Consider the following 24,451-nt stretch of genomic DNA (forward strand, 5'->3'; position numbering starts at 1 on the left):
TTACCGATGGTTGTGTTGCGGGCAGGGCACCGGCATTTATCGAGGGGCATATATATATCTATGTCACTGCAGCCATGATGCGGCGCTAGGTTAGGCACTCACTGACCTGCAGAAGACCGGATATGGCCCGCCACACCCCCCCGCTGAATGCCCGCGATACCACACTCAGTGACCTTGAGCCGCTGGAACTGGTGCATGGCCATATGCCCAAATGGTTGCTGGGCGCCGATCCGCAGATCATCACTGCGCTGGATGCCTCTATGGCCCATAGCCGCTTCTATCACGGCCTGGTCGGCAAGAAATTCGGCGAGCTGCAAAGTGTCGAGGCTTATTGCGGGGAGTTGCTGGCGGTCGCGGTCAAGGGTGAATTCGGGCCGTCACTCAATATCCACAACGACTACCTGGCAGTGGTGCATGTTCACCTGATTACCGACGAGACCCTGCTGAGCACCGTTCGGCACTACCTGGTGCGTGACGAACCCAAGACCCTGCTGTGGGCTGCCCTGCAAAATTTTTCGGCCCGGGAGGCCCATGAAGACGGCTTCAACCCGCAGAGCCAGATTCGCCTGGGCGGGCAGGCGGATCATGTCAGCCCGCTCAGGCCCCATCACTTTGCTGCGCTGTGCCGCCGGCTGGATCTGGGGCTCAAGTACCAGCAGTACCTGGAGCATTCTCTAGGTGTTAACGCGTCGGGTACGCCGGGGCCTGCGCACCTGGCCACCCAGGCCAACCTGCGCTGCCTGAAAACCCATGACATGGCGGTCGACGCCCATATCGCCTTCCTGAAGAAAAAAATCAGCCAAACCGCCTACACGACAATCCTTGCCACGCTGACCCGGCCCGAAAGCACCATCCATCCCCCCGGGGTGCAGCTGGATGGCAAGCCGCTGGTGCTCAGCGCGCTGACGATCCTGGACACGCCAATCGACGGGGTGGTGATTTTTTCCCCGGATACCTTGCTGCAGCATCCCGGCAATCGGCTGATCGCCTATATACCCAATGATCCGCTGGCGCCTTTTTTCGAGTTCAGTTCCTTGCAGGTGTTCACCGATGAATTGAAGCACCGGCTGCTGGACCCGGCCTATGCGAAGTTCTTTGCACAGTTCACGGCCTTGAGCGTGCGCCCGTTGTTTATCCAGAAGCTCCAGGCCCGCCCCGAACACTTGAGCCTGACCGCAAGCACCCAGGCCATGAGTGCAGCGCACTACCTGTGTACCGTGCAGTTGCGCAACATGTTTGCCGATGCGCAGCTGCTGGCTGTACCGACCCATGTACTCGACGAACGCGAGCGCGAACAGCGCTGGCAGCTGTACAAAACGGCAGGCCTGTTGCTGATCAACGTCGCGGCCCTGTTTGTACCGGTTCTGGGCGACCTGATGCTGGCGGTGGCAATCGGCGACATGCTCAAGGAAGTCTATGAGGGGGTCGAGGACTGGACCCAGGGCGATGTCGACCATGCCCGCGAGCACCTGCTCAATGTCGCCAGGGATCTGGCCGTCAACACTGCCGTTGTAGCCGGGGTGGCTGCCGTGCGGGCTGCAGCCAGGCGCCTGAGTGCGGCTACCCTGGCGCACTTTGAAGGTTTTGAACCCATTAGCCGCGATGACGGCACGGCCCGGTTATGGAACAAAAACCTTGAGCATTATGAGCTCGGTGCAGTGGGTGAGCACCGATTTACCGTCGACGGTCAGGGGTTTTTCCGTATCAACGGCAGGCAACATGTGGAAGTGAACGGCAAGCACTATCCCGTCGAGTTCGATGCCGTGCACCGACAGTGGCGCATACCTCATCCGCACCGGCCCCAAGCGTTCAAACCGGCATTGCTGCACAACAACGAAGGCGCCTGGCAACATGCGCATGAGCGGCCGCTGGAGTGGGCCGACAGTGCCACCTTACTGGGGCGCCTGGGGCCTGAAGCCGCAGCGCTTGACGAGCAAACGCTGGAGCAGGTGCGTGAGCTGACTGGCACCCGCCCGGATATCATGCGCCGTGTCCATCTGGACAATCTGCCAGCACCGCCCTTGTTGAACGTCACCCTCAAGCGCTTTGTGATCGACCACCAGCTCGATACATTTGTCGAGCAGATGAGCAGTGGTCAATACGCCTCCCGGCGTTGGACCGACCTACAGTTGCAGCTGTTGCCCGGGTTGCCGGGCTGGCCTGAGGGCAAAGGGCTTGCTGTCGTCGACGAGACGGGCAATAGCCTGGCGCAATACGGCAGTACTGGGTGGCCGAGCTCCTCGCATATCAACCTGACGGCATCCGTGCTTGAGCAAGGCCAACTGCTGGATGCCGTACTGGCCGCCTTGCCCGAAGCCCAGGCCAAAGCGTTGCTGGGCAACGAGCTGGCGGGCGCTCCAGCATCGGCGCGCGCCTTGGCCCGAGAGCTGGGCAACTATGCGCGGGAGCACAAGCGTCAGGTATTCGAGCAACTGTATGCGCGTTTCAACCAGTCCCTGGCACCTGAAGCCAAGATCATCGAACGGGATTTTCCGGGATTGCCGCGCACGGTGGCGCAGGCTTTGGTCGAGTCGGCCAGCAACCCGCAACTGGAAGGCTTGCGTGCAGGCAAGGTGCCCCTGGCCCTGGCCGAGCGGGTGCGGGTGCATCTGCGCGAAGCGCGGTTGAATCGCGCTATCGAGGGGTTTTATCTGGGCTCGCAGGCCAATGATGATGCCGAACGACTGGCCCTGCATTACTTCGAGCAACTGCCCGGTTGGCCTGCCGACAAAGCGCTGGAGATTCGCGAAGGCACGCTGTCCGGCGCCTTGATTCACCTATGGGACGGCGTGCTGACGACGCCGCCGCGAGTGCTGGTCAAGACCCCCCAGGGTTATATGCGCTACAGGCCGCGTGGCGCTGGATACATTCTTGAGCCAGGTGCTCCTGTACCGCTGTCGACGGCGCTTTTCGAGACTTTGAGCGACTTTGAGCGCAATGCAATGGGCTTTGGTTCAAGTCGGGATGCGTCGTCCTTCAACGCGGCCCTGGCCAAACTGGCCAGCAATGCCCGGCAGGAGTCAGCTCAGGTGCTGGGCATGCAGCCGATCAAACCGGGTTTCAAGGCCCCGGTTGTCCTGGCTGACGGGCAAATGGGCTATCCCTTGTGCGGGATGACGTCGGGCCCCCACTCCTGGGAGCTGCAGCGCCGTGTGCGCATGATCTACTCCGACTTCGATGATGAGCAGGTCATTGAATACCTTGACGGTCTGGTGGAGCGGGGAGTCGAGCCGCTGCATATCCTGCGCGAACGCAAGCGCGAGAGAAGGGCGCTGCTGACAAGCCTGCAAGCGTGGATCGATGCCACGCCCAGCGATGTGCCGTTGGCGGACGCCATGCACGATTACGCCGAAAACCGCTACCAGGCAGCCGGGCTGATCGAGCGCTGCTGGCGCAAGAGCCCGACCCATATCCCCTGGGCACACAACGAGGACATGCACAGCCTGAGCCTGGATGGTTTTCGCCTGGGCAACTTTCCTGAGCTGCCCGCGGTGGCCGATTTCAGCCATGTGCGGGAGTTGAAACTCAATAATATGAACTGCCGGGACACGGCCAGCAGGTTCCTGGAGCATTTCAGCGGGCTGGTGTCGCTGGAAATGGACAATAACCGCATGGTTCATTTGCCTGCACAGCTTGAGCGCATGCCCAACCTGCGGCGTTTGTCCCTGGCGCGCAACCTGCTGTACCTGAATCCCGGCAATGTTGCCGTGCTCAATACCCTGAGCAAGCTGCAGGTGCTCAACCTCAATGACAATCTGTTGGGCCCCAACCTTGCATTAAGCAATCTGGGTTTCCTGCGCCGGGTCTATCTGCGCCGGACCTGGATCGACCACTGGCCACAGGACTTGATCTCCAGACCGTTCCTGGAGTCTGCGGACCTCAGGGAAAACCGCATCGTCGAGATTCCGGAGCATGTCTATCAGGCCCCCCTTGCCGTGACCCGCAATATCTCCCTGACCGGCAACCCGTTGTCGGCCGCCAGCCGCCTGCGCCTGGCACGCAATGCCATGCAAGGTGGCAGCAGCATGGGCATCAACAGCGAAGAATTGATGAGTGAAGCGGCAGCGTTCGAGTTCTGGACAGCGGGTATCACCACCCAGGAGCTGCGTCGCAGGGAGCTACTGTGGAACAGCTTGCGGGCGGATGCGGCCTCGGAAGACTTTTTCACCGTGCTCAGTCGTCTCACTGCCACGGCAGATGCCCGCGAAGTGCGTCAGGACCTGAGCCGGCGGGTCTGGGAGATGATCGAGGCGGCCAATGACAGCTCGGTATTACGCCGCGATGTGCTGGACATAGCCGCTTCACCGCGCAGCTGTACCGACAGTGTGGCCTTCACGTTCAGTGAGATGGAGGTGCAAATGGAGCTGGCGGGCCTCTCCCAGGAGGGCTCGCCGCAAAAGCACCAGTTGCTGGGGCTGGGCAAGGGGCTGTTCAGGCTCGACAAGGTCGCCAGGATCGCCCATGAACACTATCTGTTGCGCCTGGCACAGGCCGACCCGTTGCCTGATGAGCTGGAAATACACCTGGCTTACCGGATTGGCCTGGCGCGGGCCCTGGAGCTGCCGGGGCAACCTGAAAGCATGGTGTTCAAATCCCTGGCCGGGGTCACCCGGGAGGACCTGGATATCGCCCGGCTTGAGGTCGAGCGGGCCGAGAAAACCGCGGCCCTGAATATCTTTATCAGCACCCGCCAGTTTTGGCGCGAATACCTGATCCGCACTAACAGGCCGCAATACAGCGCCTTGACCGAGCCGTACTTCGAGGCCCTCAGCGAGTTGTTGACGCGTTCGCCGGAAATGAACAGCGAGCGCTACCTGCGTGAGGTCGGTGAAGTCCGTCAGCGCATGGATGCTGCGGTCGATGTCTGGAGCCTGCAAATGACCGAGTCACTGCTGGCACCCAGGGCTTCGCAAGACTCTCCCACTACAGCCCTTTGATCAGTGCGCGCAGGGCAAACCGGTTGGGCAGGCAGGCCTCGGCGACAGCTCTGGGCACGGGCAGGGGCTCATCGTTGATCCAGGCGGCCAGCAGCTCGCCGGACAGTGGCGCAGTAATCAAACCGCGGGAGCCATGGCCGCTGTTGACGTACAAACCGTCGAGCCACGGGCAGGCCGTGTCGGGGACTTGCCGGGCATCCTTGCGCAACACGCTATAGGCGCTGGCGAATTGTTCCGGGGCCGCCAGCGGGCCGACGATGGGCAAGTAATCCGGGCTGGTGCAACGGAACGCGGCCCAGCCCTGGAGGGTGTGCGGGTCGAGCTGCTCGTCACCGAGGCGATGGGCCAGATCCGGGGATATTTCCTGCAGAAGATCAAGGTTGCCCTGATGGCCTTCGGGGGTGGTGGTCAGGTCTTCGTTATGGAAGTCGAAGCTGGCGCCCAGGGTATGTTCCCCCAATCGACCGGGGGCAACATAGCCTTCGGCACAGACCACTGTTTTCAGCACGGCGCTGTCAGGTGTTTGCGCCAGCTGGGTGATTTGCCCGCGAATCCGCTTGAGCGGCAAGCCGCTGCTGGCCGGGAAGCGTTTGACCTCGGCTGCACCCGCCAGGATCACCACCGGCGCGCTGGCCAGTAGCCGATCCTCGTGGCATGCCTGCCACTGGTCGTCGACCTTGTGCAGTTGCACCACATCACTGTGGGTCAGGACCTGAACATTGGGGTGCAGGGTCTGGTAGTGGCACAGCGCAGGGGGATGTACCCAACCGCCTTCGGGGTAGAACAGCCCGCCGTGGGCCAGCTCGATCCCGGCCAGGGCTTGTGCCTGGGGCTGGTCGAGCAGGTGCACCAGTGCCGGGGGAAATGCCGCCGCCAGTTGCGCCTGACGCTGAGCTTCCTTGGCATCGAAACCCAGTTGCAGCACGCCGCAATCATCCCAGTCGCGCCCGCGTTGCAGGTGTTCCAGCAGGCGACGGGTATAGCCGAAGCCACTGACAATCATCTGCGACAAGGTCGTACCGTGGGCAGAGAGTTTGAGATAGAGAATGCCCTGGGGGTTGCCTGAAGCCTCCTTGGCCAGCCGCTCATGGCGCTCCAGTAATACTACCTGCCAGCCGCGCCGGGCCAGGCTGTTGGCGCTGGCGCAACCCGACAGGCCGCCGCCGATCACCAGAGCCTTGCGCTGGCCTTCGACCCGGGGCGGGCGGGCAAACCAGGGTTTGACCGTGGGGGGTACTGGCTGGTTTTCCGGCAAGCCGACAAAGGTGCCGCGCAGGATCTCCCATTTGTGGCCGATGCCCGGCGTGCGGCGCATCTTGAACCCGGCCTCGTTCAACGCCCGGCGCACCCAGCCGGTACTGGTGAAGGTGCTGATCGTCGACCCGGGCGCGGCAAGGCGCGCCAGCTGCGCGAACAGTTCGGGGGTCCACATGCCGGGGTTTTTCGCCGGGGCAAAGCCGTCGAGAAACCAGGCATCGATTTTGCCGTCGAGCTGCGGCAATTGCTCCAGGGCATCCCCGATCAACAACGTGAGCGTGACTCGGCCATTGGCCAGGGTCAGGGTCTGGAAACCCGGGTGGATTGCAAAATAGGCGGCCAGCAATTGCTCGCTGAGCGGCGCCAGTTCTGGCCACAGCGCCAGCGCGCGCTGCAGGTCATCACGGGTGAGCGGGTATTTCTCGACACTGATGAAGTGCAGGCGGGCCTCGGGGTGTGCGTGTTGCTCGAACAACTGCCAGGCGCATAAAAAATTCAAGCCGGTGCCGAAGCCGGTTTCGCCAATCACCAGTTGGGTATTGGCCACCAACGCGGCGAAGCGCTCTGCGAGGGCGTTCTGTTGAATAAAAACATAACGGGTTTCATCAAGGCCCGACTTGTCTGAAAAGTACACGTCGTCAAACACCCGCGAATGGGGGCGGCCCTGGTCATCCCAGTCAATCTGGGCATTGGCAGTTTCAGTAATCATGTGCGGCTCGGCAACGGCAAGGCCGCCATTCTAGCCGATCGCTCAGGCCGGGACTGATCCATGACAGGTTTGCGTGGTTTCTTGCTACATAAAACAGAGCAATCCGCTAGGCTTGTGACATCTTGCCAGGGAGCTTTCCATGTTCGAATCCGCTGAAATCGGTCATGTCATCGATAAAGAAACCTACGACAGAGAAGCTCCCGCCCTGCGTGAAGCCTTGCTTGAAGCCCAGTACGAACTGCAGCAGCAAAAGCGCTCTGCGGTCATTGTGCTGATCAATGGCATAGAGGGTGCCGGCAAGGGCGAGACGGTCAAGCTGCTCAGTGAGTGGATGGACCCGCGGCTGATCGAGGTACGCACTTTTGACAGCCAGACCGATGAGGAACTGGCCCACCCGCCTGCCTGGCGCTACTGGCGTCAGCTGCCGGCCAAGGGCCGCATGGGCGTGTTTTTTGGCAACTGGTACAGCCAGATGCTCCAGGGCCGGGTTCACGGCCTGTTCAAGAATGCCGTCCTGGACCAGGCAATCGCCGGTGCGGAGCGCCTGGAAAAAATGCTCTGCAATGAAGGCGCGGTGATCTTCAAGTTCTGGTTTCACCTGTCCAAAAAACAAATGAAGGAACGCCTGCAAACCCTCAAGGACGATCCGCTGCACAGCTGGCGCATCAGCCCGCTGGACTGGCAGCAATCGAAAACCTACGACAAGTTCGTGCGCTACGGCGAGCGAGCCATCCGCCGTACCAGCCGCGATTATGCGCCGTGGAATATTGTCGAGGGCATGGACCCGTATTACCGTAGCCTGACCGTCGGCAGGATTCTGCTCGACGGTCTGCAAGCCGCGTTGCAAACCGCCAAGGTCGCTGCCCGGCCGGCCGGGGTGCCGCCCTTGCCGGACAAACAGGGCGAGCTGACCCTGCTCGACTGCCTGGACATGACCCAGCACCTTGAAAAGGACGATTACCAGGAACAGTTGATAACCGAGCAAGCGCGCTTGTCGGGGTTGATGCGTGACAAACGCATGCGCCGCCACTCGCTGATTGCCGTGTTTGAGGGCAACGATGCGGCCGGCAAGGGGGGCTCGATCCGCCGCGTGGCCGCTGCGCTCGACCCGCGCCAGTACAGCATCGTGCCGATTGCCGCGCCTTCGGAAGATGAGCGGGCGCAACCCTATCTGTGGCGTTTCTGGCGTCAGGTGCCGGCACGGGGCAAGTTCACCATTTTTGACCGTTCCTGGTACGGCCGGGTGCTGGTAGAGCGGGTCGAGGGGTTTTGCACCCCGGCGGACTGGATGCGCGCCTACGGCGAGATCAATGATTTCGAAGAACAGCTCACGGCGGCTGGCGCAATTGTGGTCAAGTTCTGGTTGGCCATCGACAAGGAAACCCAGCTTGAACGCTTCCAGGAGCGTGAAGAAATCCCGTTCAAACGCTTTAAAATTACCGAGGAAGATTGGCGCAATCGCGAAAAATGGGACCTTTATCGCACGGCGGTTTGCGACATGGTTGACCGCACAAGCACCGAAATCTCGCCCTGGACCCTGGTGGAAGCCAACGACAAGCGCTGGGCGCGGGTCAAGGTACTGCGCACCATCAACGAGGCCCTGGAAGCGGCCTTTGCCAAGCGCGACAAGCACGACAAGAAGCTCAAGAACGACAAAAAGCCCAAGAAAAAATAGCGCCCAGCGCGCGGTATATATCTACCGCAGATGCCTGCCGCGTTTCTGTTCAGATCAGGTGACTTAAGGTCACCTGGGATGAACGCGCTTATGACTGCAACCTCGCATACCCTTGAAGCTGACGACTATGTCTCATTCGGCAGCCTGTCCCCCCATTTGCCAGGCATGCTGCGCGAACGAAAAGTCGCGCGTTATGAGGCGAGCCTTTTGGCTTTCCTTGGCGATGAAACCCAGCTGCCGGGCCGATTGAGCGTTTACCGGGAGGCCCATGAGCAGCTGCAAAGCCATCTGGCGGGCAGCCTGAAAGCAACGGATGCCCTGGTCGCCGGGCCACGGGTTTTGACCGCCGACTTCTGGACACGGCTGGACGCCGAGGGCCTGAGCCTGTTGCAGCGCTTGTCGGCGAGCAGATCGGGAGCGCTATTGGCCGAAGCGCAATTGCAAGTCCATGAAGGCCGTTTGTCCGCGCAGAGTTACGAGCTGCTCAAGGAAGTGGTCAGTGAGCCTTGGTCCGCGCTTCGCGGTGACAGCACAGTGCGCGTGTGCGATGTATCGCTGGGCAATACGCAGCGTTCCTACCTGCTGCTGGGGGCGATGGTGATGACCCGCCAAGCGGCGCTTGACGATCATCAGGCTGATGAACTGGTGTACCTGTTTGTACCGGGGCTGGCGGGCGGTTTGCACGCCTTTGGTTCGGTGGCCCAACTCAAGGTCGCGTTGGCCCGCAGCGTGCGGGCCGACCCGGACGGGTTCTGGCTTGGCCATGTGTCGCTCAAAAGCCGTGCCGGCGCACGGGCCGCGATCAGCGCTGAGGCTGAAGACAACCCGGTGATTCTGCGTGTTCTGGATGGCCACGCGTTCAATCTGGGAGTTGAAGATCAGATCGCCAGCTATCAGGAAATCACCGCACTTTTGGCAGGGGGTCAATGGTTGTATGACCAGTCGACGCCAGAGCAGTCCCTTGAGCGCTTGCGCCTGGAAACCGCGCACAACCTGATGGCGCCTGGCAATGAGGCTCGTGTGCAAGCCATTGATCAGGTGGCAGAACAATTGCGCACGGCTCGGGCCACCCGGCAATTGCCAGACTGGTTGCTGCAGCTGCCGGCCGAAGCCCGTAACGGATATGCCAGGGGCTTGATGACCTACGCGCGCAATGCCGCCTGGCTGGAACAGGACCTGGCCCACAGCCTGCCTTCATTCGAAGTGTTTACTCGCGATAACCTGGCCGACCGCCTCAAGGCCGACCTCAAACGCACCATCAATCCTGACGCAGTCAAGGTCGACATGCCTGATAGCGTGACTGTTGAGGTGGTGCAGACCGGGGACAGGCCCGAGCGCCCGCATCTGGCGGGGGATATCTCGGAAAGCATCGCGATCACCGATTTTTCGACGCGCGATGACGTCAGCCTCAGCCGCCACACCATCAGCCTCTCGGCCCTGGCCCGACACAATATCGATGTCGAAGATGAGCAGCAGATGCTGCGCCTCAAGCACAGCCATTTCACGCTCGATGGCCTGGACACCCAGGCACTGGGCATCGACCTTGAGTACCTGCTCAAGACCCTTCCTGAGCTGGATGTGGCAACGCACTACAACGTCAGGATCACCGACGCTTTTTTAGGCCGCACGCCGGCGGGCAGCCAGCCAGGAGCTCCCGATATTGCCAGGCGCCTGGCGGTGTTCCGGCAGGCCATCAACCTTGAGGCCTGGGCTGCCCGACAGCAGGGCCATCTGTCTGAAGCGGGGCTAAGGCTGCTGCAGGCCGCCACCAGCGCCAGCAATGGCAAACAACCAACCAGCGGCGAATTCGACATTGAGTATCGCTATACCTTGTTGCGTTCACCGATCCGCGGTGATGGTTCCTACACTGAGCAAGGGCTGACAGGCTTGTCGGTGGTGCATGACAAAACGTCGGAACTGTCGCTGATGTATTTACCGGGTGCACCGGGTAATCAGAAATTTGTTGAGGACATCAGCCTGCAAGGGCTCAGGTCGCGGCTGGCCAACCTTGTGCTGCTTGACCGAAGCCTGCTCGACTATCTGGCGCGTAGCGCCAGCGCAGGTTCTGACCCGGCGCGCAATGTGCAGAACATCAATGCCATCTTGCGTAGCGCAGACCACGGGTTCCTGCTTATTGACCCGGTCAGGGCGCCGCACCTGACCCTGACGGACATGCAGTACATGGCCCGCATGGGCAAGCTCAGGGAGCAGGTCGACATCGCGTCCAGAACCGCCCTGCAAATCCAGCGCCGTCAGCTGGAGCGCAGTGCGGAGCGTGAGCTGGGCTATGTGAAACTCGGCTTGTCGGTACTTCCGGGGATTGGAACGGCCATCGCTGCCTATGACGGCTGGCATGACGCCAATGCGGCGGTGGACGCCTTTGCCCGGGGGGATTACAAGGCTGGCGCCAGCCTTTTGTTTTCTGCCACGCTCAATCTGGGCGAAGTGATCCTCACGCTGGCACCACTGGTGGTCAAGCCGGGAGGTGTGGGTACAGTAATTGGCCGTGTGGAACAGGTGCTTGGCCAGGCCGGATCCACCCTGTATGACGTGGGGCGGCGAGCCAGCAAGGCCTTGCAGAAAAAACGCCTGGGCGACTGGTTGCCTTCGATCAGTACGGGCAAGTCCTGGCAGAGCAAGGCGTTTGAGGGCTATGAGGTCAATGTCCGGCTTTACGATGCTGTACGGCTTACGGGTAAAAACGAAAATGTCTTCCTGCTCAACCAGCGCATGTACATCCAGGTCAATGACAAGGTGTATGAGGTGTACCGTCGTGCGGGTGAGCAGACCTTGCGCCTGAAAGCCCGCCCACCGAAAAACTATGAGCCTCCCGTTCGGCAAAATGCCCGGGGGGAGTGGGAATATCATCTCGACGTGGGGGGCAAGGGCGGTTCACCCTTTCCTGAGCTGGACGAGGTGATTGTCGATTCGACGCCGGTCACCCCCACGCGCAAGGTCCCGGCCGGTTACGAAGTGCCGCCGCAGATTGCCCCGGCACCGCTTCCTGCCGTGCGGCCGCAGGGCATTGAGTCGATGGACCGGGTGGTGATTGGGCAGCGCGATTTGTTTATCTCACGGGAACTGGACGAAGTGGGCGGCTATGGGATTTTCCGCATAGACCCTGCTGATCCGGCCAGGTTGCAAGCCCAGGGCACTCTGACTGCAGAAGGCGTCTACCGGCTCGTTGATCAGCCCGGCTCTGCAGTTGGCGGAATATTTGAAGAAGTTGCTGAAGACTTTGTCCGGATGGACAACAAGTTTTATCGGGTCCGGCTCGACACCGATCAGTTGTCCTGGAAGGTCGTGGGCAAGGCAGGCGATGGAAGAAGCGCGTTATTTATCGAAGCTGACGGCGTGTTCGACCCTGTCACTCAGCGGGTGGTCATCGGCAACTGGCACCTGACCCCTCAACTGGGTGATCACCCTCGTCTGGAGACGCTTGTGCGCCAGGCCTTTGATTTGCCTGCAAGCGGTCATGAGTATGAAGTACATACCTTCTTGCGCAACTACACGCGCCAGATCGTCAAGTCAGTGGATCCCCAAGTCATGCGTGCACCTGATGTGCTCGAGCTGGAACGACTGTGCGAGCAGAGTTTGCACAGGCAGCAGTTTCCCATAGGACGACTGGATGAAGCTCTGACGAGCATGGCAAACAAGCAGCCCCTGCCGATCTGGGCGCCTGTATATGATGAGCTCCAGGGTTTGCGCACGGTGCTGCCGACGCCATCAGGGAGAATTTACAATATGGAGGTTGCGCGGCAACTGAACAAACATATGTTGATTCGTACAATGGATGTCGAGGTCATGGCTCTGCTGGACAGTTACGCAGCATTGCGCAGTGGTGTTATCGCGACCCATGCCATGCGAACCACGCTGTCGAAAAAGATCTTGCAATTGGTCATGAGAAATCGTGGATATACGCGCCTTGAGGGTGGCAGGTACAGGCGTGGTTCCATCGGTTTTGGCATGGTTTTCAGGGGTCCCAATGGCGATGTGTACCTGATGGAAATCAGGCATCTGCAGCCCACAGGCAGTTCGTGGGGCAAAATAACCTTTGAGCGCAGCTCGTCCGGCAGCTCGATAATGATGTCTGATGACTGGGTGGAAATCGTAGCCCAACGCTCAATCACCGAGGTGCCTTTCAACCCCGCCGCCGTTGCGGTTCTTCAAGCCAAGGCCGATGGTCGGTTGTTCAAGCTGATTGGTACCATCACGCCTGACAGGGGCGTGATGGTATTCAAGATTGCAGGCCCTGCCGGCGTTCCAAGCCCGGTCGTGCAGGCCCTTTAGCCGTGTTTGCCGGTGCCCAGCATGTTTTCGGGGCGTACCCACTGGTCAAACTCCGCATCGGTCAGGTAGCCCAGATCCAGGGCCGCCTCACGCAGGGTCAAACCTTCTGCGTAGGCCTTCTTGGCGATTTCGGCAGACTTGTCATAGCCGATATGCGGGTTGAGTGCGGTCACCAGCATCAGGCCGCGCTCCAGGTGCTCGGCCATTTTGGCGGCGTCCACCTCAAGGCCGGTCACGCAGTGTTTCTGGAAGTTGCTGCAGCCGTCCCCCAGCAACTGGATCGACTGCAGCAGGTTGTGAATGATCACCGGTTTGTAGACGTTCAGTTGCAGATGCCCCTGGCTGGCGGCAAAACCGATGGCGACGTCATTGCCCATGACCTGGCATGCCAGCATGGACAATGCTTCGCACTGGGTCGGGTTGACCTTGCCCGGCATGATCGAGCTGCCCGGTTCATTGGCGGGCAGTTTGATTTCCGCGAGCCCGGCGCGAGGGCCGGAGCCCAGCAGGCGAAAGTCATTGGCCAGTTTCATCAGGGTCACGGCCAGGGTCTTGAGGGCGCCCGACAGGGTGGTGAGGGGTTCGTGGCCGGCCAGTGCGGCAAACTTGTTCGGTGCGGTCACAAATGGCAAACCCGACAGCGCCGCCAGCTCCGCGGCAATCGCTTCGGCAAAGCCGTGGGGTGCATTGAGCCCGGTGCCCACCGCAGTGCCGCCCTGGGCCAGCTCGCAAACTGCCGGCAAGGACGAGCGAATGGCCCGTTCGGCGTAGTCCAGTTGCGCGATATACGCCGACAGTTCCTGGCCGAAGGTGATCGGTGTGGCATCCATCATATGGGTGCGCCCGGTCTTGACCAGTTTCATGTGCCGGGCCGACAGCTCGGCCAGGCCACCGGCCAACTCGCTGATGGCAGGCAGCAAATGATTGTGCACGGCCTTCGCGGCGGCGATATGCATGGCGGTGGGGAAGCAGTCGTTGGAGCTTTGCGAACGGTTGACATGGTCATTGGGGTGGACCGGCGATTTACCGCCGCGGCCCTTGCCCGCCAGTTCGTTGGCGCGGCCGGCGATCACTTCGTTGGCGTTCATGTTGCTCTGCGTGCCGCTGCCGGTTTGCCATACCACCAGGGGGAACTGGTCGTCGTGTTCGCCGTCGAGCACTTCATCGGCGGCCTGTTCGATCAAACGGGCGATATCGGCAGGCAAGTCACCGTTGCGGTCATTGACCCGCGCGGCGGCTTTTTTGATCAAGACCAGGGCATGCAGGACCGCCAGCGGCATTTTTTCGTTGCCGATGGCAAAGTTGATCAGTGAACGCTGTGTCTGCGCCCCCCAATAGGCCTCATCGGCCACGCTCACTTCACCCAGGCTGTCGGTTTCGATACGGCTCATCGTCTCTTTCTCCTCAAGGTCTGACCAGACAGCTTAGGCGCTGATTGGGGGCAGGGGTTCAATCTTGTGTTTTGGTCGCTTTTGGTCGGCTGATGAGAACGTCTATCAGTCTCGGGGTTGAGTGACAGACTTTATTAGGCGCAGAATGGCCGCCCTTGGGGTTGAACCTCGCTTGCTAGAAAAGGAAACTCGATGACCCGTCTTCGCGCCATCTGTACAGCGGTTGCTCTGGTTTGCGCCAGCGGCCAGGTTTTCGCCGATGCAGCCAGCCACGCTGCCAGTGCTGAAACGTTCCTGAAACTGGCACATGCCGATAAGCTGGGTACCCCGGTGTATATGCAAGTGCAGCAAATGTTCGCTCAGCGTTTTGAGCAAACCAAAGCACCAGCTGCCAAGAAAGCGCTGCTGGAAACCTACCAGGCCAAGGCCAACACCGCTCTGGACCAGGCTATCGGCTGGGACAAGCTCAAGCCGGACATGGTCAAGCTCTACACCACCAACTTCAGCGAATCTGAACTCAAGGACCTGGTAGCGTTCTACCAGTCGCCACTGGGCAAGAAAGTGCTGGAAAAAATGCCCCAGCTGACCCAGCAATCGGCGCAAATGACCCAGGCCAAGCTGGAAAGCGCAGTGCCGGTCGTCAACAAGCTGTTGGCTGACATGACTGCCGAGCTGGAGCCAAAAGCGGCCCCGGCCAAAAAGAAGTAAGCGGAGCCTGAATGAGCATGCAGCAGCGTATTGAAACGGCCCTGGGCGCATTGCAACCCGAGCACCTGAGTGTGCTGGATGAAAGCCACATGCACAGTCGCGGGTTGCAGACCCACTTCAAGGCAGTGGTGGTCAGCGAGCAGTTCGCCGGGCTCAACAGCGTCAAGCGCCATCAGAAGGTCTACGCCACCCTGGGTGACCTGATGGGCGAGTTCCATGCGCTGGCGTTGCATACCTATACGCCTGAGGAATGGGCGAAAATCGGCACGGCCCCGGCATCGCCGACCTGTGCCGGCGGACACGACTGAGTTAGCGCAGCCCGCTGGCTTTTTGTTAGAATCCGCAGCGCGCTGATCAGTCAGCGCGTTTTTTTTTGTGCCCGGTTCACCCTTTACGAGGGTAGCCACCTGGAGAGAAACACGATGACCGCACCAATTGTTGTTGCTGCACTGTACAAATTCGTCACCCTTGAAGATTACGTCGAGCTGCGCGAGCCGCTGCTCAAGGCCATGGTCGACAACGGTATCAAGGGCACCTTGCTGATTGCCGAGGAAGGCATCAACGGCACGGTTTCCGGTAGCCGCGAGGGCATTGACGGGCTGATGGCCTGGCTCAAGACCGATCCGCGCATGGTCGATATCGACCATAAAGAATCCTACTGCGATGACCAGCCGTTCTATCGGACCAAGGTCAAGCTCAAGAAAGAAATCGTTACCCTTGGCGTTGAAGGCGTAGACCCGAACAAGAAAGTCGGGACCTATGTCGACCCCGAGAACTGGAATGCGCTGATCAGCGATCCAGAGGTGTTGTTGATCGACACCCGCAACGATTACGAAGTGTCGATCGGCACCTTTGAAGGCGCCATTGACCCGAAAACCACCAGCTTTCGCGAATTTCCTGACTACATCAAAGCCAATTTCGACCCGGCCAAGCACAAGAAAGTCGCGATGTTCTGCACCGGCGGCATTCGTTGCGAGAAAGCGTCGAGCTATATGCTCAGCCAGGGTTTCGACGAGGTTTACCACCTTAAAGGCGGGATCCTGAAGTACCTCGAAGAGGTGCCACAGGAAGAAACCAAGTGGCAGGGCGACTGCTTTGTGTTCGATAACCGTGTCACCGTGCGCCATGACCTGACTGCTGGCGAGTACGACCAGTGCCATGCCTGCCGCACGCCAATCAGCATCGCTGACCGTGAGTCCGAGCATTATCAGCCTGGCATCAGCTGCCCGCATTGCTGGGACACGCTGAGCGAAAAAACCCGTCGCAGCGCCATCGACCGGCAAAAGCAGATCGATCTGGCCAAGGAGCGTAACCAGCCGCACCCGATTGGCCACAATTACCGTAAAGCTGCCGAGGCCTGATATGACAGCGCGCCTGCTCTATGTGATGGACCCGATGTGCTCCTGGTGCTGGGGCTTTTCGCCCATCGCCGAGGCGCTGGTTGAGCAGGCGCAGGCCGCAGGCGTTGAGCTGCACCTGGTGGTGGGCGGTTTGCGTACCGGCAGTGGTTCGGCGCTTGAGCCGGCGACGCGGCGCTATATTCTTGAGCACTGGCAGGCGGTCACCGAGGCCACCGGGCAACCCTTCACCTTCGAAGGGGCCTTGCCCGAAGGTTTTATGTATGACACCGAGCCTGCCTGCCGGGCCGTTGTCGCCGCCCGTAGCCTTGCCCCGGATTGCGCCTGGAAACTGGTCAAGCTGATACAGCAGGCGTTTTATGTGCAAGGCCGCGATGTGACCCAAGCCAGTGTGCTGGTTGAGCTGGCCGAAACTGCTGGTGTACCGCGTATCGAATTTGCTGCCGCGTTTGACTCGGCCGAGCAGCATGCGGCGACAGCGGCGGATATTACCTGGGTGCAGGATCTGGGCATTGCCGGCTTCCCGACCTTGCTCGCCGAGCGCAATGGCCAGCTGGCGCTGCTGACCAACGGCTATCAGCCCCTTGCACCCCTGTCTGACTTGCTCGCCCGCTGGCTTGAACGCGCTGCGCGTGTTTGATCCTTCGGCTGTGCCGCCTGTATCCCCGGTGCCCGATCGCCTGACCTGGGGTGAGATCCGGCGCCTGGCCCTGCGCCATAAAAAAGCCCTGTGGATCGCCAACGGCGTGGCCGTGCTGGCGACCCTGTGCAGCGTGCCCATCCCCTTGCTGCTGCCCTTGCTGGTGGATGAGGTGCTGCTGGGCAACGGTGATGTAGCGCTGAAAGTCATGAACCACTGGCTACCGACCGCCTGGCACAGTGCTGCTGGCTATATCGGCCTGATGCTGGTGGTGACCTTGTTGCTGCGCTGCGGCGCGTTGCTGTTCAACGTGCTGCAGGCGCGGTTGTTTTCGCGTCTGGCCAAGGACATCGTGTTTCGTATCCGCCTGCGCCTGATCGAACGCCTCAAGCGCATTTCACTGTCCGAGTACGAGAGCCTGGGGAGTGGCACGGTGACTACCCATCTGGTGACCGACCTCGATACGCTCGACAAGTTTGTTGGCGAAACCCTGAGCCGGTTCCTGGTGGCGGTGCTGACGCTGGTGGGCACCTCGGCAATCTTGCTGTGGATGCACTGGCAACTGGCACTGTTGATTTTGCTGTTCAACCCGCTGGTGATCTACGCCACGGTGCAGTTGGGCAAGCGGGTCAAGCACCTGAAAAAACTTGAAAATGACAGCACGGCGCGCTTTACCCAGGCCCTGACCGAGACCCTGGACTCGATCCAGGAAGTGCGTGCCGGCAACCGCCAGGGCTTTTTCCTCGGGCGCCTGGGGTTGCGGGCGCGGGAAGTGCGGGACTTTGCCGTGGCGTCGCAATGGAAGAGCGATGCTTCCAATCGTGCCAGCGGCTTGTTGTTCCAGTTCGGTATCGACATCTTTCGCGCTGCGGCGATGTTGACGGTGTTGTTTTCGGACCTGTCGATCGGGCAGATGCTCGCCGTGTTCAGTTACCTGTGGTTCATGATCGGCCCGGTCGAGCAATTGCTCAATTTGCAATATGCCTACTATGCCGCCGATGGTGCGGTTACCCGCATCAACCAACTGCTGGCACGCAGCGACGAGCCGCAATACCCCGGTGGTGCCAACCCGTTTACGGGGCGACAGACGGTCGGTATCGAAGTTCGCGACCTGAGCTTCAGCTATGGCGATGAAAAGGTGCTCGATCACCTCAACCTGACCATTGCTCCTGGCGAGAAGGTGGCCATAGTCGGCACCAGCGGCGGCGGCAAAAGCACCCTGGTGCAATTGCTGCTGGGCTTGTACACGCCGCAGTCGGGCAGCATCCATTTTGCCGGCGCGAGCCAGCCCGAGATCGGCCTGCAAACCATCCGCGAGCATGTGGCAGTGGTGTTGCAGCACCCGGCGCTGTTCAACGACACCGTGCGTGCCAACTTGACCATGGGCCGTGAGCGAACCGATGACGCGTGCTGGCAGGCCCTGCAAATCGCCCAGCTCGATGGCACCATCGCGGCGCTGCCCCAGGGCCTGGACAGCATCGTGGGGCGCTCGGGGGTGCGCTTGTCCGGTGGTCAGCGTCAGCGCCTGGCGATTGCGCGCATGGTCCTGGCCGAACCCAAGGTCGTGATCCTCGACGAGGCCACCAGTGCCCTGGATGCCGCCACCGAATACAACCTGCATCACGCTTTGGGTAAATTCTTGAGCGGGCGAACAACTTTAATCATTGCCCATCGCTTGTCTGCGGTAAAACAGGCAGACCGGGTGCTGGTGTTTGATGGTGGCCGTATTGCCGAAGACGGCGATCACCAGCAGTTGATTGCAGAGGGCGGGCTATACGCAAGGCTCTACGGGCACTTGCAACAAACCTGAGGTGGGGAGTTGTCTTTGCGGGCCTTTTGAAAATTTTGGGCAATACGCATTGCTCAAATCTTTGAAAATTGGCCTAGGCTGAGCTGTAGTGAGATTTTCTCTCTGGTTTTCATTTGACTCCATGAAGCAAAGGGAACTCATGAAATCTAAACGCCCCCTTGGTACACCACGCTTATTGGGCATTGTTTGGCCTTTTATTGCGGTCGTGCTGTTCCAGGCGTTATTGGGGTGTGTGAGTTTGTATATGCTTTCAGCCGTGCGCAGTTATGTGGGCGGCGAGAGTTTATGGTCCAAGGGTCAGAAGGACGCCATCTACTTTCTCTACCTGTATTCCGATACCCATGACCCGGTGTATTACGAAAAATATAAACAGGCCATCAGTGTCCCCCGGGGTGACCACAAGTTGCGCCTGGCGATGGATGAATCACCGCCCAATGAAGTTGCAGCCCGCGAAGGCATCCTGCAGGGCGGCAACAGTGCCGAGGATGCCTCAAGCATTATCTGGTTCTATCGCTACTTCCGTCATGTCAGTTATATGGAAACTGCCATTGAGAAGTGGGCAATAGGTGATGCCTACCTGGTCAAGCTCGACAATCTGGCCGAGGAGATGCATCGGGCCATTATTTCCGGAAAGGCCACAGCGACGGATTCCCAGCGCTGGGAAGACAAAATTTTCGCCATCAATGAGGGCATTGCACCTTCCGCCAAGGCCTTCAGCGATGCCCTGGGTGAAGGCTCGCGCTTTATCTGGCGGTTGCTGGTGGTCATCAACCTGGCCACGGCGCTGGCGCTGATCCTGCTGGTGCTCAAGCGTACGCATAAAGTGCTCAAGCAGAGTCGTGCCTTTGCCGAGGCGCTGCAACTGGAGAAGGAGCGGGCGCAAGTCACCCTGGCGTCGATTGGCGATGGCGTTATCACCACCGACGTCAAAGGCGCGATTGCCTACATGAACCCCGCGGCCGAGCAATTGACCCAGTGGAAGGCCGAGCAGGCGCAGGGCGTGACCCTGGCGGCGTTGTTCAAACTGCTCGACGACAATGATCAGGACGAAGGCCCCGGGCTGGTTGAGCGCATCCTCGACGGGCAGTTGAACAACAATCGCGAGCACTCCAGGCAGATCCAGCGCATGGATGGCAGTACGGTCGCGGTTACCCTGGTGGGCGCACCGATCCTTCATGCCGGGGAAGTGAGCGGCGCAGTACTGGTGCTGCATGACATGACCCAGGAGCGCCAGTACATCGCCAATCTGTCCTGGCAGGCGACCCATGATGCGCTGACCGGGCTGGCCAACCGTCGTGAGTTCGAATACCGCCTGGAGCTGGTGCTCAAGAACCTTGGTCGCCAGCAGGGCCGGCATGCCCTGATGTTTCTTGATCTGGACCAGTTCAAACTGGTCAATGACACCTGCGGACATGCGGCAGGTGATGAGCTGTTACGGCATATTTGCGTACTGCTGCGCACCGACTTGCGTGAAGGCGATACCCTGGCCCGGCTGGGGGGCGATGAGTTCGGCATCCTGCTGGAAAACTGCCCGGTGGAGATGGCGGAAAAAATCGCCGGCGGCCTGCGCCAGGCGGTGCAAAGCCTGCATTTTGCCTGGAAGGGGCGCCCGTTCATGAGCACCATCAGCATTGGCCTGGTGCATATCCATCAAGCCCCGGTCACTCTTGAATCCCTGATGCGGGCGGCAGACATGGCCTGCTATATGGCCAAGGAAAAGGGCCGTAACCGGGTGCAGGTTTACCATGTGGATGACACCGAGCTGTCACTGCGCTTTGGTGAAATGGCTTGGGTGCAGCGCTTGCATGTCGCCCTGGAAGAAAACCGCTTCAGCTTGTATGCCCAGGAAATCACTCCCCTGGGGCCGGTGCAGGATGGGGGCGGGCATATCGAGATTCTGTTGCGCCTGCAGGATGAAAACGGCCGTATCGTGTTCCCTGACAGTTTTATTCCTGCGGCAGAACGCTATGGCCTGATGAGTTCGATAGACCGCTGGGTGGTGGAAAATGTATTCAAGATCATTGCTGAGTGTTCAGCCCAGGCGGGTGGGCGGCCAATGGCTATGTGTGCCATCAATCTGTCTGGTTCCACCATTGGCGATGATGACTTTCTGGCGTTTTTGCATGAACAATTTGACTGTTACGGCGTCTCTCCAAAACTGATTTGTTTTGAAATTACCGAAACCAGTGCCATTGCCAACCTGGGCAATGCCATCCGATTTATCAATGAACTGAAAACCTTGGGTTGTCACTTTTCGCTGGATGATTTTTGCGCGGGGATGTCCTCATTTGCCTATTTGAAACATCTGCCCGTCGACTTTTTGAAGATCGACGGCAGTTTCGTCAAGGACATGCTGGACGACCCTATCAACCGGGCGATGGTTGAAGTGATTAATCATATTGGCCATGTCATGGGCAAACGCACCATTGCCGAATTTGTTGAAAGCACGCAAATTGAACAGGCCTTGATTGAAATTGGCGTTGATTATGCTCAGGGCTATATTGTGCAACGCCCACAGTTGTTCACCTTTGACAGTTTGCTGCAGCGCCCCCAGCGCGCCCGGGCGTTAACATTGAAGTCCCCGGGCACATTGCGTTGATCTGTTCTACATTTCTAAAGTCTATTATCAAAAAGGATTTGGATTGTGAGTGAAGTCTTCGACCGAACAGGGCCTCTTATGGAGGAAACCAGTTACCCCCAGTGGGCCCAGCAGTTGATTCGGGACTGTAGCGAAAGCAAGCGGCGTGCAGTCAAGCACGAGATCTACAAGCGCATGCGTGACAACACCTTGAGTCCCCGGGCCATGCGCATGTTTCTTGTGGGGGGCTGGCCGGTGGTCGAGCAGTTTTCGCTGTATATGGGGCATAACCTGGGCAAGACCCGCTACGGCCGTCACCCGGGCGAAGACATGGCCCGCCGCTGGTTGATTCGCAATATCCGGGTCGAGCTCAACCATGCCGATTATTGGGTCAACTGGGCGCGGGCGCACGGGGTGAGCCTTGAAGACCTCAATGCCCAGGACCTGCCTGCCGAGTTTCAGGCGCTGAATGACTGGTGCTGGCACAGTTGCTCCAAGGATTCGCTGGCCGTGGCAATGGCGGCCACCAACTACGCCATCGAGGGCGCCGTGGGTGAGTGGGCGGCGATTGTCTGCTCAACCGATATCTATGAGGAATCGTTTGCGGTTGATGAGCGCAAGCGTGCGATGAAATGGTTGAAGATGCATGCCCAGTATGATGACGAGCATCCCTGGGAGGCGCTGGAGATTGTCTGCACCCTGGTTGGCATGAACCCCAGCCAGGCGCAGATCACTGAGCTGCGCAAGGCCATCTGCAAGAGCTATGACTATATGTACCTGTTTCTGCAGAGTTGCCTGTTGTTCGACAAGGCCGCCGTGGTGCGTGAGCATCGGGAGCTGGTTGAGAGCTGAACAGCGTTTTGAGGGCATAAAAAAACCGCGGACGGCCTCACTGGCAGCCTGCGGTTTTTTGTTTGCGGCCCTGTTACTGCGCGTTGAACGCCTGGCCGTTGATACCGGTGCTGTCCGGGCCCATCAAGTACAGATAGACCGGCATGATCTCGTGTGGCTGTGGGTTGTTCTCGGGGTTTTCGCCCGGATACGCCAAGGCGCGCATGCTGGTGCGGGTAGCGCCGGGGTTGATGCTATTGGCGCGCACCGGGGCTACGCCTTCGACCTCGTCGGCCAGGGTTTGCATCAAGCCTTCGGTAGCGAACTTGGAAACGCCATAGGCGCCCCAGTAAGCCCGGCCTTTGCGCCCGACACTGCTGGACGTGAAGATCACCGAGGCGTCCTGCGACAGCTTGAGCAGCGGCAGCAGGGTGCTGGTGAGCATGAACGTGGCGTTGACGTTGATGTGCATTACGCGCATGAAGTTCTCGCCCGACAGCTGTTCCAGCGGCGTGCGCGGGCCAATGATCGAGGCGTTGTGCAGCAACCCGTCCAGGTGGCCGAACTCGGTCTCGATCATCGCGGCCAGCTCGTCGTACTGATGGGGCTGGGCGGTTTCGAGGTTGAACGGAATGACCACCGGCTGCGGGTGGCCGGCGGCCTCGATTTCGTCGTAGACCTGGCTAAGGTTGGCTTCGGTCTTGCCCAGCAGCAATACGGTTGCGCCGTGGGCGGCGTAGGTCTTGGCGGCTGCGGCGCCGATGCCGCGACCGGCGCCGGTGACCAGAATGACCCGGCCCTCAAGCAGGTTGGGGCGGGCGGAATAATCAAACATAAAAACCTCTACAAAATCGGTGATCGTGCGCGACTCAGCAACTGCACATCGCGTTATCCAGCACCTTGCGCAATTCGCCCGGGTGGTCGACTACTACGTCGGCCCCCCAATGATCAGGGTTGTCGTCAGGGTGGATATAGCCAAAGCGCACGGCGGCGGTTTTGGTCCCGGCATCGCGCCCGGATTCGATATCGCGCAGGTCGTCGCCCACAAACAGCACGCTGGCCGGGTCCAGGTCGAGCATTTTGCAGGCCAGGATCAGCGGCTCAGGGTCCGGTTTGCTGTTTTTGACGTGGTCGGGGCAGATCAGCAGCGCCGAACGTTCGGCCAGGCCCAGGCGCTCCATGATCGGCTGGGCAAAACGCACCGGCTTGTTGGTGACCACGCCCCATACCAGATGCGCTTTCTCGATATCGGCCAGCAGCTCTTCCATGCCGTCAAACAACTTGGTGTGTACTGCGCAATCACGCTGATAGCGTTCCAGAAACTCCTGGCGCAGTTCTTCGAAGCCAGGTGCCTCTGGGTCCATGCTGAAGGTCGCGGCGACCATTGCGCGTGCACCGCCGGAAATTTCGTCGCGGATCAGTTTGTCGGCGACAGGTGGCAGGCCACGATCGGCGCGCATCGCCTGGCAAATGGCGATAAAGTCCGGCGCGGTGTCGAGCAGGGTGCCGTCCATGTCAAAAAGAACTGCTCTTAAACGCATGTATTACTCCTCGCGAAGGGTCTGGATCATGTAGTTGACGTCAACATCGGCAGCCAGCTTGTAGTGCTTGGTCAGCGGGTTGTAGGTCAGGCCGATGATGTCCTTGACGCTCAGGCCGGCCTGGCGGCTCCAGGCACCCAGTTCGGAAGGGCGGATGAACTTCTTGAAGTCGTGGGTCCCGCGTGGGATCAGCTTCATGATGTATTCCGCGCCGATGATCGCGAACAGGTAGGACTTGGGGTTGCGGTTGATGGTCGAGAAGAACACCTGGCCACCTGGCTTGACCATCTTGTAGCAGGCGCGAATCACCGACGACGGGTCAGGCACGTGCTCGAGCATTTCCAGGCAGGTGACCACATCGAACTGACCGGGCATTTCTTCTGCCAGTTCTTCGGCGGTGATCTGGCGGTATTCAACACTGACGCCAGACTCAAGCTGGTGCAGTTGCGCCACGGCCAGCGGGGCTTCGCCCATGTCGATGCCCATGACGGTTGCACCGCGCTGAGCCATCGACTCGCTGAGAATGCCGCCGCCACACCCTACATCGAGCACTTTTTTGCCGGCCAGTTGTACGCGCTCGTCAATCCAGTTGACGCGCAGCGGGTTGATGTCGTGCAGCGGCTTGAACTCGCTTTCACGGTCCCACCAGCGATGGGCTAGCGCTTCGAATTTGGCGATCTCGGCGTGGTCAACGTTGCTCATGGGTAAGTCCTCTAAAGCTGAATA

At 59.9% G+C, this 24,451-nt stretch carries 15 protein-coding genes; 10 read left to right on the forward strand and 5 right to left on the reverse strand.

Going from position 1 to position 24,451, the window contains the following annotated elements; genetic code table 11:
- The first annotated feature begins 122 nt into the window (after positions 1-122).
- On the forward strand, positions 123-4,937 hold the full coding sequence (locus BLU25_RS22965; RefSeq protein ID WP_016780226.1) for an NEL-type E3 ubiquitin ligase domain-containing protein: 4,815 nt from the start codon (positions 123-125) through the stop codon (positions 4,935-4,937).
- On the opposite strand, the gene mnmC is transcribed toward BLU25_RS22965, so the two are convergent.
- Positions 4,924-6,903 carry a bifunctional tRNA (5-methylaminomethyl-2-thiouridine)(34)-methyltransferase MnmC2/FAD-dependent 5-carboxymethylaminomethyl-2-thiouridine(34) oxidoreductase MnmC1 gene (gene mnmC / locus BLU25_RS22970; RefSeq protein ID WP_083369849.1) on the reverse strand — a complete coding sequence of 660 codons (1,980 nt, stop codon included), beginning with the start codon at positions 6,901-6,903 and terminating at the stop codon, positions 4,924-4,926. The genes BLU25_RS22965 and mnmC overlap by 14 nt on opposite strands.
- Before the next feature lie 139 nt (positions 6,904-7,042).
- On the opposite strand from mnmC, the gene pap reads away from it, so the two are divergent.
- Complete coding sequence (pap, locus tag BLU25_RS22975) at positions 7,043-8,578, forward strand: polyphosphate:AMP phosphotransferase (protein WP_016780228.1); 1,536 nt, start codon at positions 7,043-7,045, stop codon at positions 8,576-8,578.
- 90 nt (positions 8,579-8,668) lie between these two features.
- On the forward strand, positions 8,669-12,868 hold the full coding sequence (locus tag BLU25_RS22980) for a dermonecrotic toxin domain-containing protein (protein ID WP_016780229.1): 4,200 nt from the start codon (positions 8,669-8,671) through the stop codon (positions 12,866-12,868).
- Here BLU25_RS22980 and BLU25_RS22985 read toward each other — a convergent pair.
- Positions 12,865-14,259, reverse strand: a complete 1,395-nt coding sequence (locus BLU25_RS22985) for a class II fumarate hydratase (protein ID WP_016780230.1) — start codon at positions 14,257-14,259, stop codon at positions 12,865-12,867. The two genes, BLU25_RS22980 and BLU25_RS22985, sit on opposite strands and share 4 nt — an antisense overlap.
- 192 nt (positions 14,260-14,451) lie before the next feature.
- Here BLU25_RS22985 and BLU25_RS22990 point away from each other — a divergent pair, with 192 nt between their 5' ends.
- The 7 genes from BLU25_RS22990 to BLU25_RS23020 all read left to right on the forward strand — a co-directional run bounded on the left by BLU25_RS22990 (position 14,452) and on the right by BLU25_RS23020 (position 22,205).
- Positions 14,452-14,967: a DUF2059 domain-containing protein gene (locus BLU25_RS22990; protein ID WP_016780231.1), complete on the forward strand. Its 516-nt coding sequence runs from the start codon at positions 14,452-14,454 to the stop codon at positions 14,965-14,967.
- 11 nt (positions 14,968-14,978) lie between these two features.
- Positions 14,979-15,275: a BolA family protein gene (locus BLU25_RS22995; protein ID WP_016780232.1), complete on the forward strand. Its 297-nt coding sequence runs from the start codon at positions 14,979-14,981 to the stop codon at positions 15,273-15,275.
- A 114-nt stretch (positions 15,276-15,389) separates the two neighbouring features.
- The gene (gene trhO / locus BLU25_RS23000) at positions 15,390-16,328 is read left to right on the forward strand and encodes an oxygen-dependent tRNA uridine(34) hydroxylase TrhO (protein WP_016780233.1); all 939 of its coding nucleotides are present in this window, start codon (positions 15,390-15,392) and stop codon (positions 16,326-16,328) included.
- Between the two features lies 1 nt (position 16,329).
- Positions 16,330-16,965: a DsbA family protein gene (locus BLU25_RS23005; protein WP_083369850.1), complete on the forward strand. Its 636-nt coding sequence runs from the start codon at positions 16,330-16,332 to the stop codon at positions 16,963-16,965.
- A 28-nt stretch (positions 16,966-16,993) separates the two neighbouring features.
- Positions 16,994-18,775, forward strand: coding sequence for an ABC transporter ATP-binding protein (locus tag BLU25_RS23010; RefSeq protein WP_371838049.1), 1,782 nt, complete (start codon positions 16,994-16,996; stop codon positions 18,773-18,775).
- A gap of 139 nt (positions 18,776-18,914) precedes the next feature.
- Positions 18,915-21,374, forward strand: a complete 2,460-nt coding sequence (locus BLU25_RS23015) for an EAL domain-containing protein (protein ID WP_029611330.1) — start codon at positions 18,915-18,917, stop codon at positions 21,372-21,374.
- Between the two features lie 78 nt (positions 21,375-21,452).
- Positions 21,453-22,205 carry a TenA family transcriptional regulator gene (locus BLU25_RS23020; RefSeq protein WP_016780237.1) on the forward strand — a complete coding sequence of 251 codons (753 nt, stop codon included), beginning with the start codon at positions 21,453-21,455 and terminating at the stop codon, positions 22,203-22,205.
- 73 nt (positions 22,206-22,278) lie between these two features.
- Here BLU25_RS23020 and BLU25_RS23025 read toward each other — a convergent pair whose 3' ends face one another.
- The 3 genes from BLU25_RS23025 to ubiG are packed head-to-tail and all read right to left on the reverse strand — an operon-like array spanning position 22,279 to position 24,427.
- Entirely contained in the window at positions 22,279-23,019 is a 741-nt protein-coding gene (locus tag BLU25_RS23025; RefSeq protein WP_016780238.1) for a YciK family oxidoreductase, read from the reverse strand.
- A gap of 34 nt (positions 23,020-23,053) precedes the next feature.
- Positions 23,054-23,725: an N-acetylmuramic acid 6-phosphate phosphatase MupP gene (gene mupP / locus BLU25_RS23030; protein WP_029611332.1), complete on the reverse strand. Its 672-nt coding sequence runs from the start codon at positions 23,723-23,725 to the stop codon at positions 23,054-23,056.
- Positions 23,726-23,728: 3 nt separating this feature from the next.
- A complete protein-coding gene (ubiG, locus tag BLU25_RS23035; protein ID WP_016780240.1) occupies positions 23,729-24,427 on the reverse strand; it encodes a bifunctional 2-polyprenyl-6-hydroxyphenol methylase/3-demethylubiquinol 3-O-methyltransferase UbiG in 699 nt (232 codons plus the stop codon).
- Positions 24,428-24,451: the final 24 nt, after the last annotated feature.

Origin of the sequence: Pseudomonas fragi, assembly GCF_900105835.1 — a bacterium.
In the GTDB taxonomy this organism is placed as follows: Bacteria; Pseudomonadota; Gammaproteobacteria; order Pseudomonadales; family Pseudomonadaceae; genus Aquipseudomonas; species Aquipseudomonas fragi.

Bases quoted from the DNA above. Each gene is read 5' to 3' on its own strand.
- BLU25_RS22965 (WP_016780226.1), top strand. From the start codon at position 123: ATGGCCCGCCACACCCCCCCGCTGAATGCCCGCGATACCACACTCAGT.
- mnmC (WP_083369849.1), bottom strand. From the start codon at position 6,903: ATGATTACTGAAACTGCCAATGCCCAGATTGACTGGGATGACCAGGGC.
- pap (WP_016780228.1), top strand. From the start codon at position 7,043: ATGTTCGAATCCGCTGAAATCGGTCATGTCATCGATAAAGAAACCTAC.
- BLU25_RS22980 (WP_016780229.1), top strand. From the start codon at position 8,669: ATGACTGCAACCTCGCATACCCTTGAAGCTGACGACTATGTCTCATTC.
- BLU25_RS22985 (WP_016780230.1), bottom strand. From the start codon at position 14,259: ATGAGCCGTATCGAAACCGACAGCCTGGGTGAAGTGAGCGTGGCCGAT.
- BLU25_RS22990 (WP_016780231.1), top strand. From the start codon at position 14,452: ATGACCCGTCTTCGCGCCATCTGTACAGCGGTTGCTCTGGTTTGCGCC.
- BLU25_RS22995 (WP_016780232.1), top strand. From the start codon at position 14,979: ATGAGCATGCAGCAGCGTATTGAAACGGCCCTGGGCGCATTGCAACCC.
- trhO (WP_016780233.1), top strand. From the start codon at position 15,390: ATGACCGCACCAATTGTTGTTGCTGCACTGTACAAATTCGTCACCCTT.
- BLU25_RS23005 (WP_083369850.1), top strand. From the start codon at position 16,330: ATGACAGCGCGCCTGCTCTATGTGATGGACCCGATGTGCTCCTGGTGC.
- BLU25_RS23015 (WP_029611330.1), top strand. From the start codon at position 18,915: ATGAAATCTAAACGCCCCCTTGGTACACCACGCTTATTGGGCATTGTT.
- BLU25_RS23020 (WP_016780237.1), top strand. From the start codon at position 21,453: ATGGAGGAAACCAGTTACCCCCAGTGGGCCCAGCAGTTGATTCGGGAC.
- BLU25_RS23025 (WP_016780238.1), bottom strand. From the start codon at position 23,019: ATGTTTGATTATTCCGCCCGCCCCAACCTGCTTGAGGGCCGGGTCATT.
- mupP (WP_029611332.1), bottom strand. From the start codon at position 23,725: ATGCGTTTAAGAGCAGTTCTTTTTGACATGGACGGCACCCTGCTCGAC.
- ubiG (WP_016780240.1), bottom strand. From the start codon at position 24,427: ATGAGCAACGTTGACCACGCCGAGATCGCCAAATTCGAAGCGCTAGCC.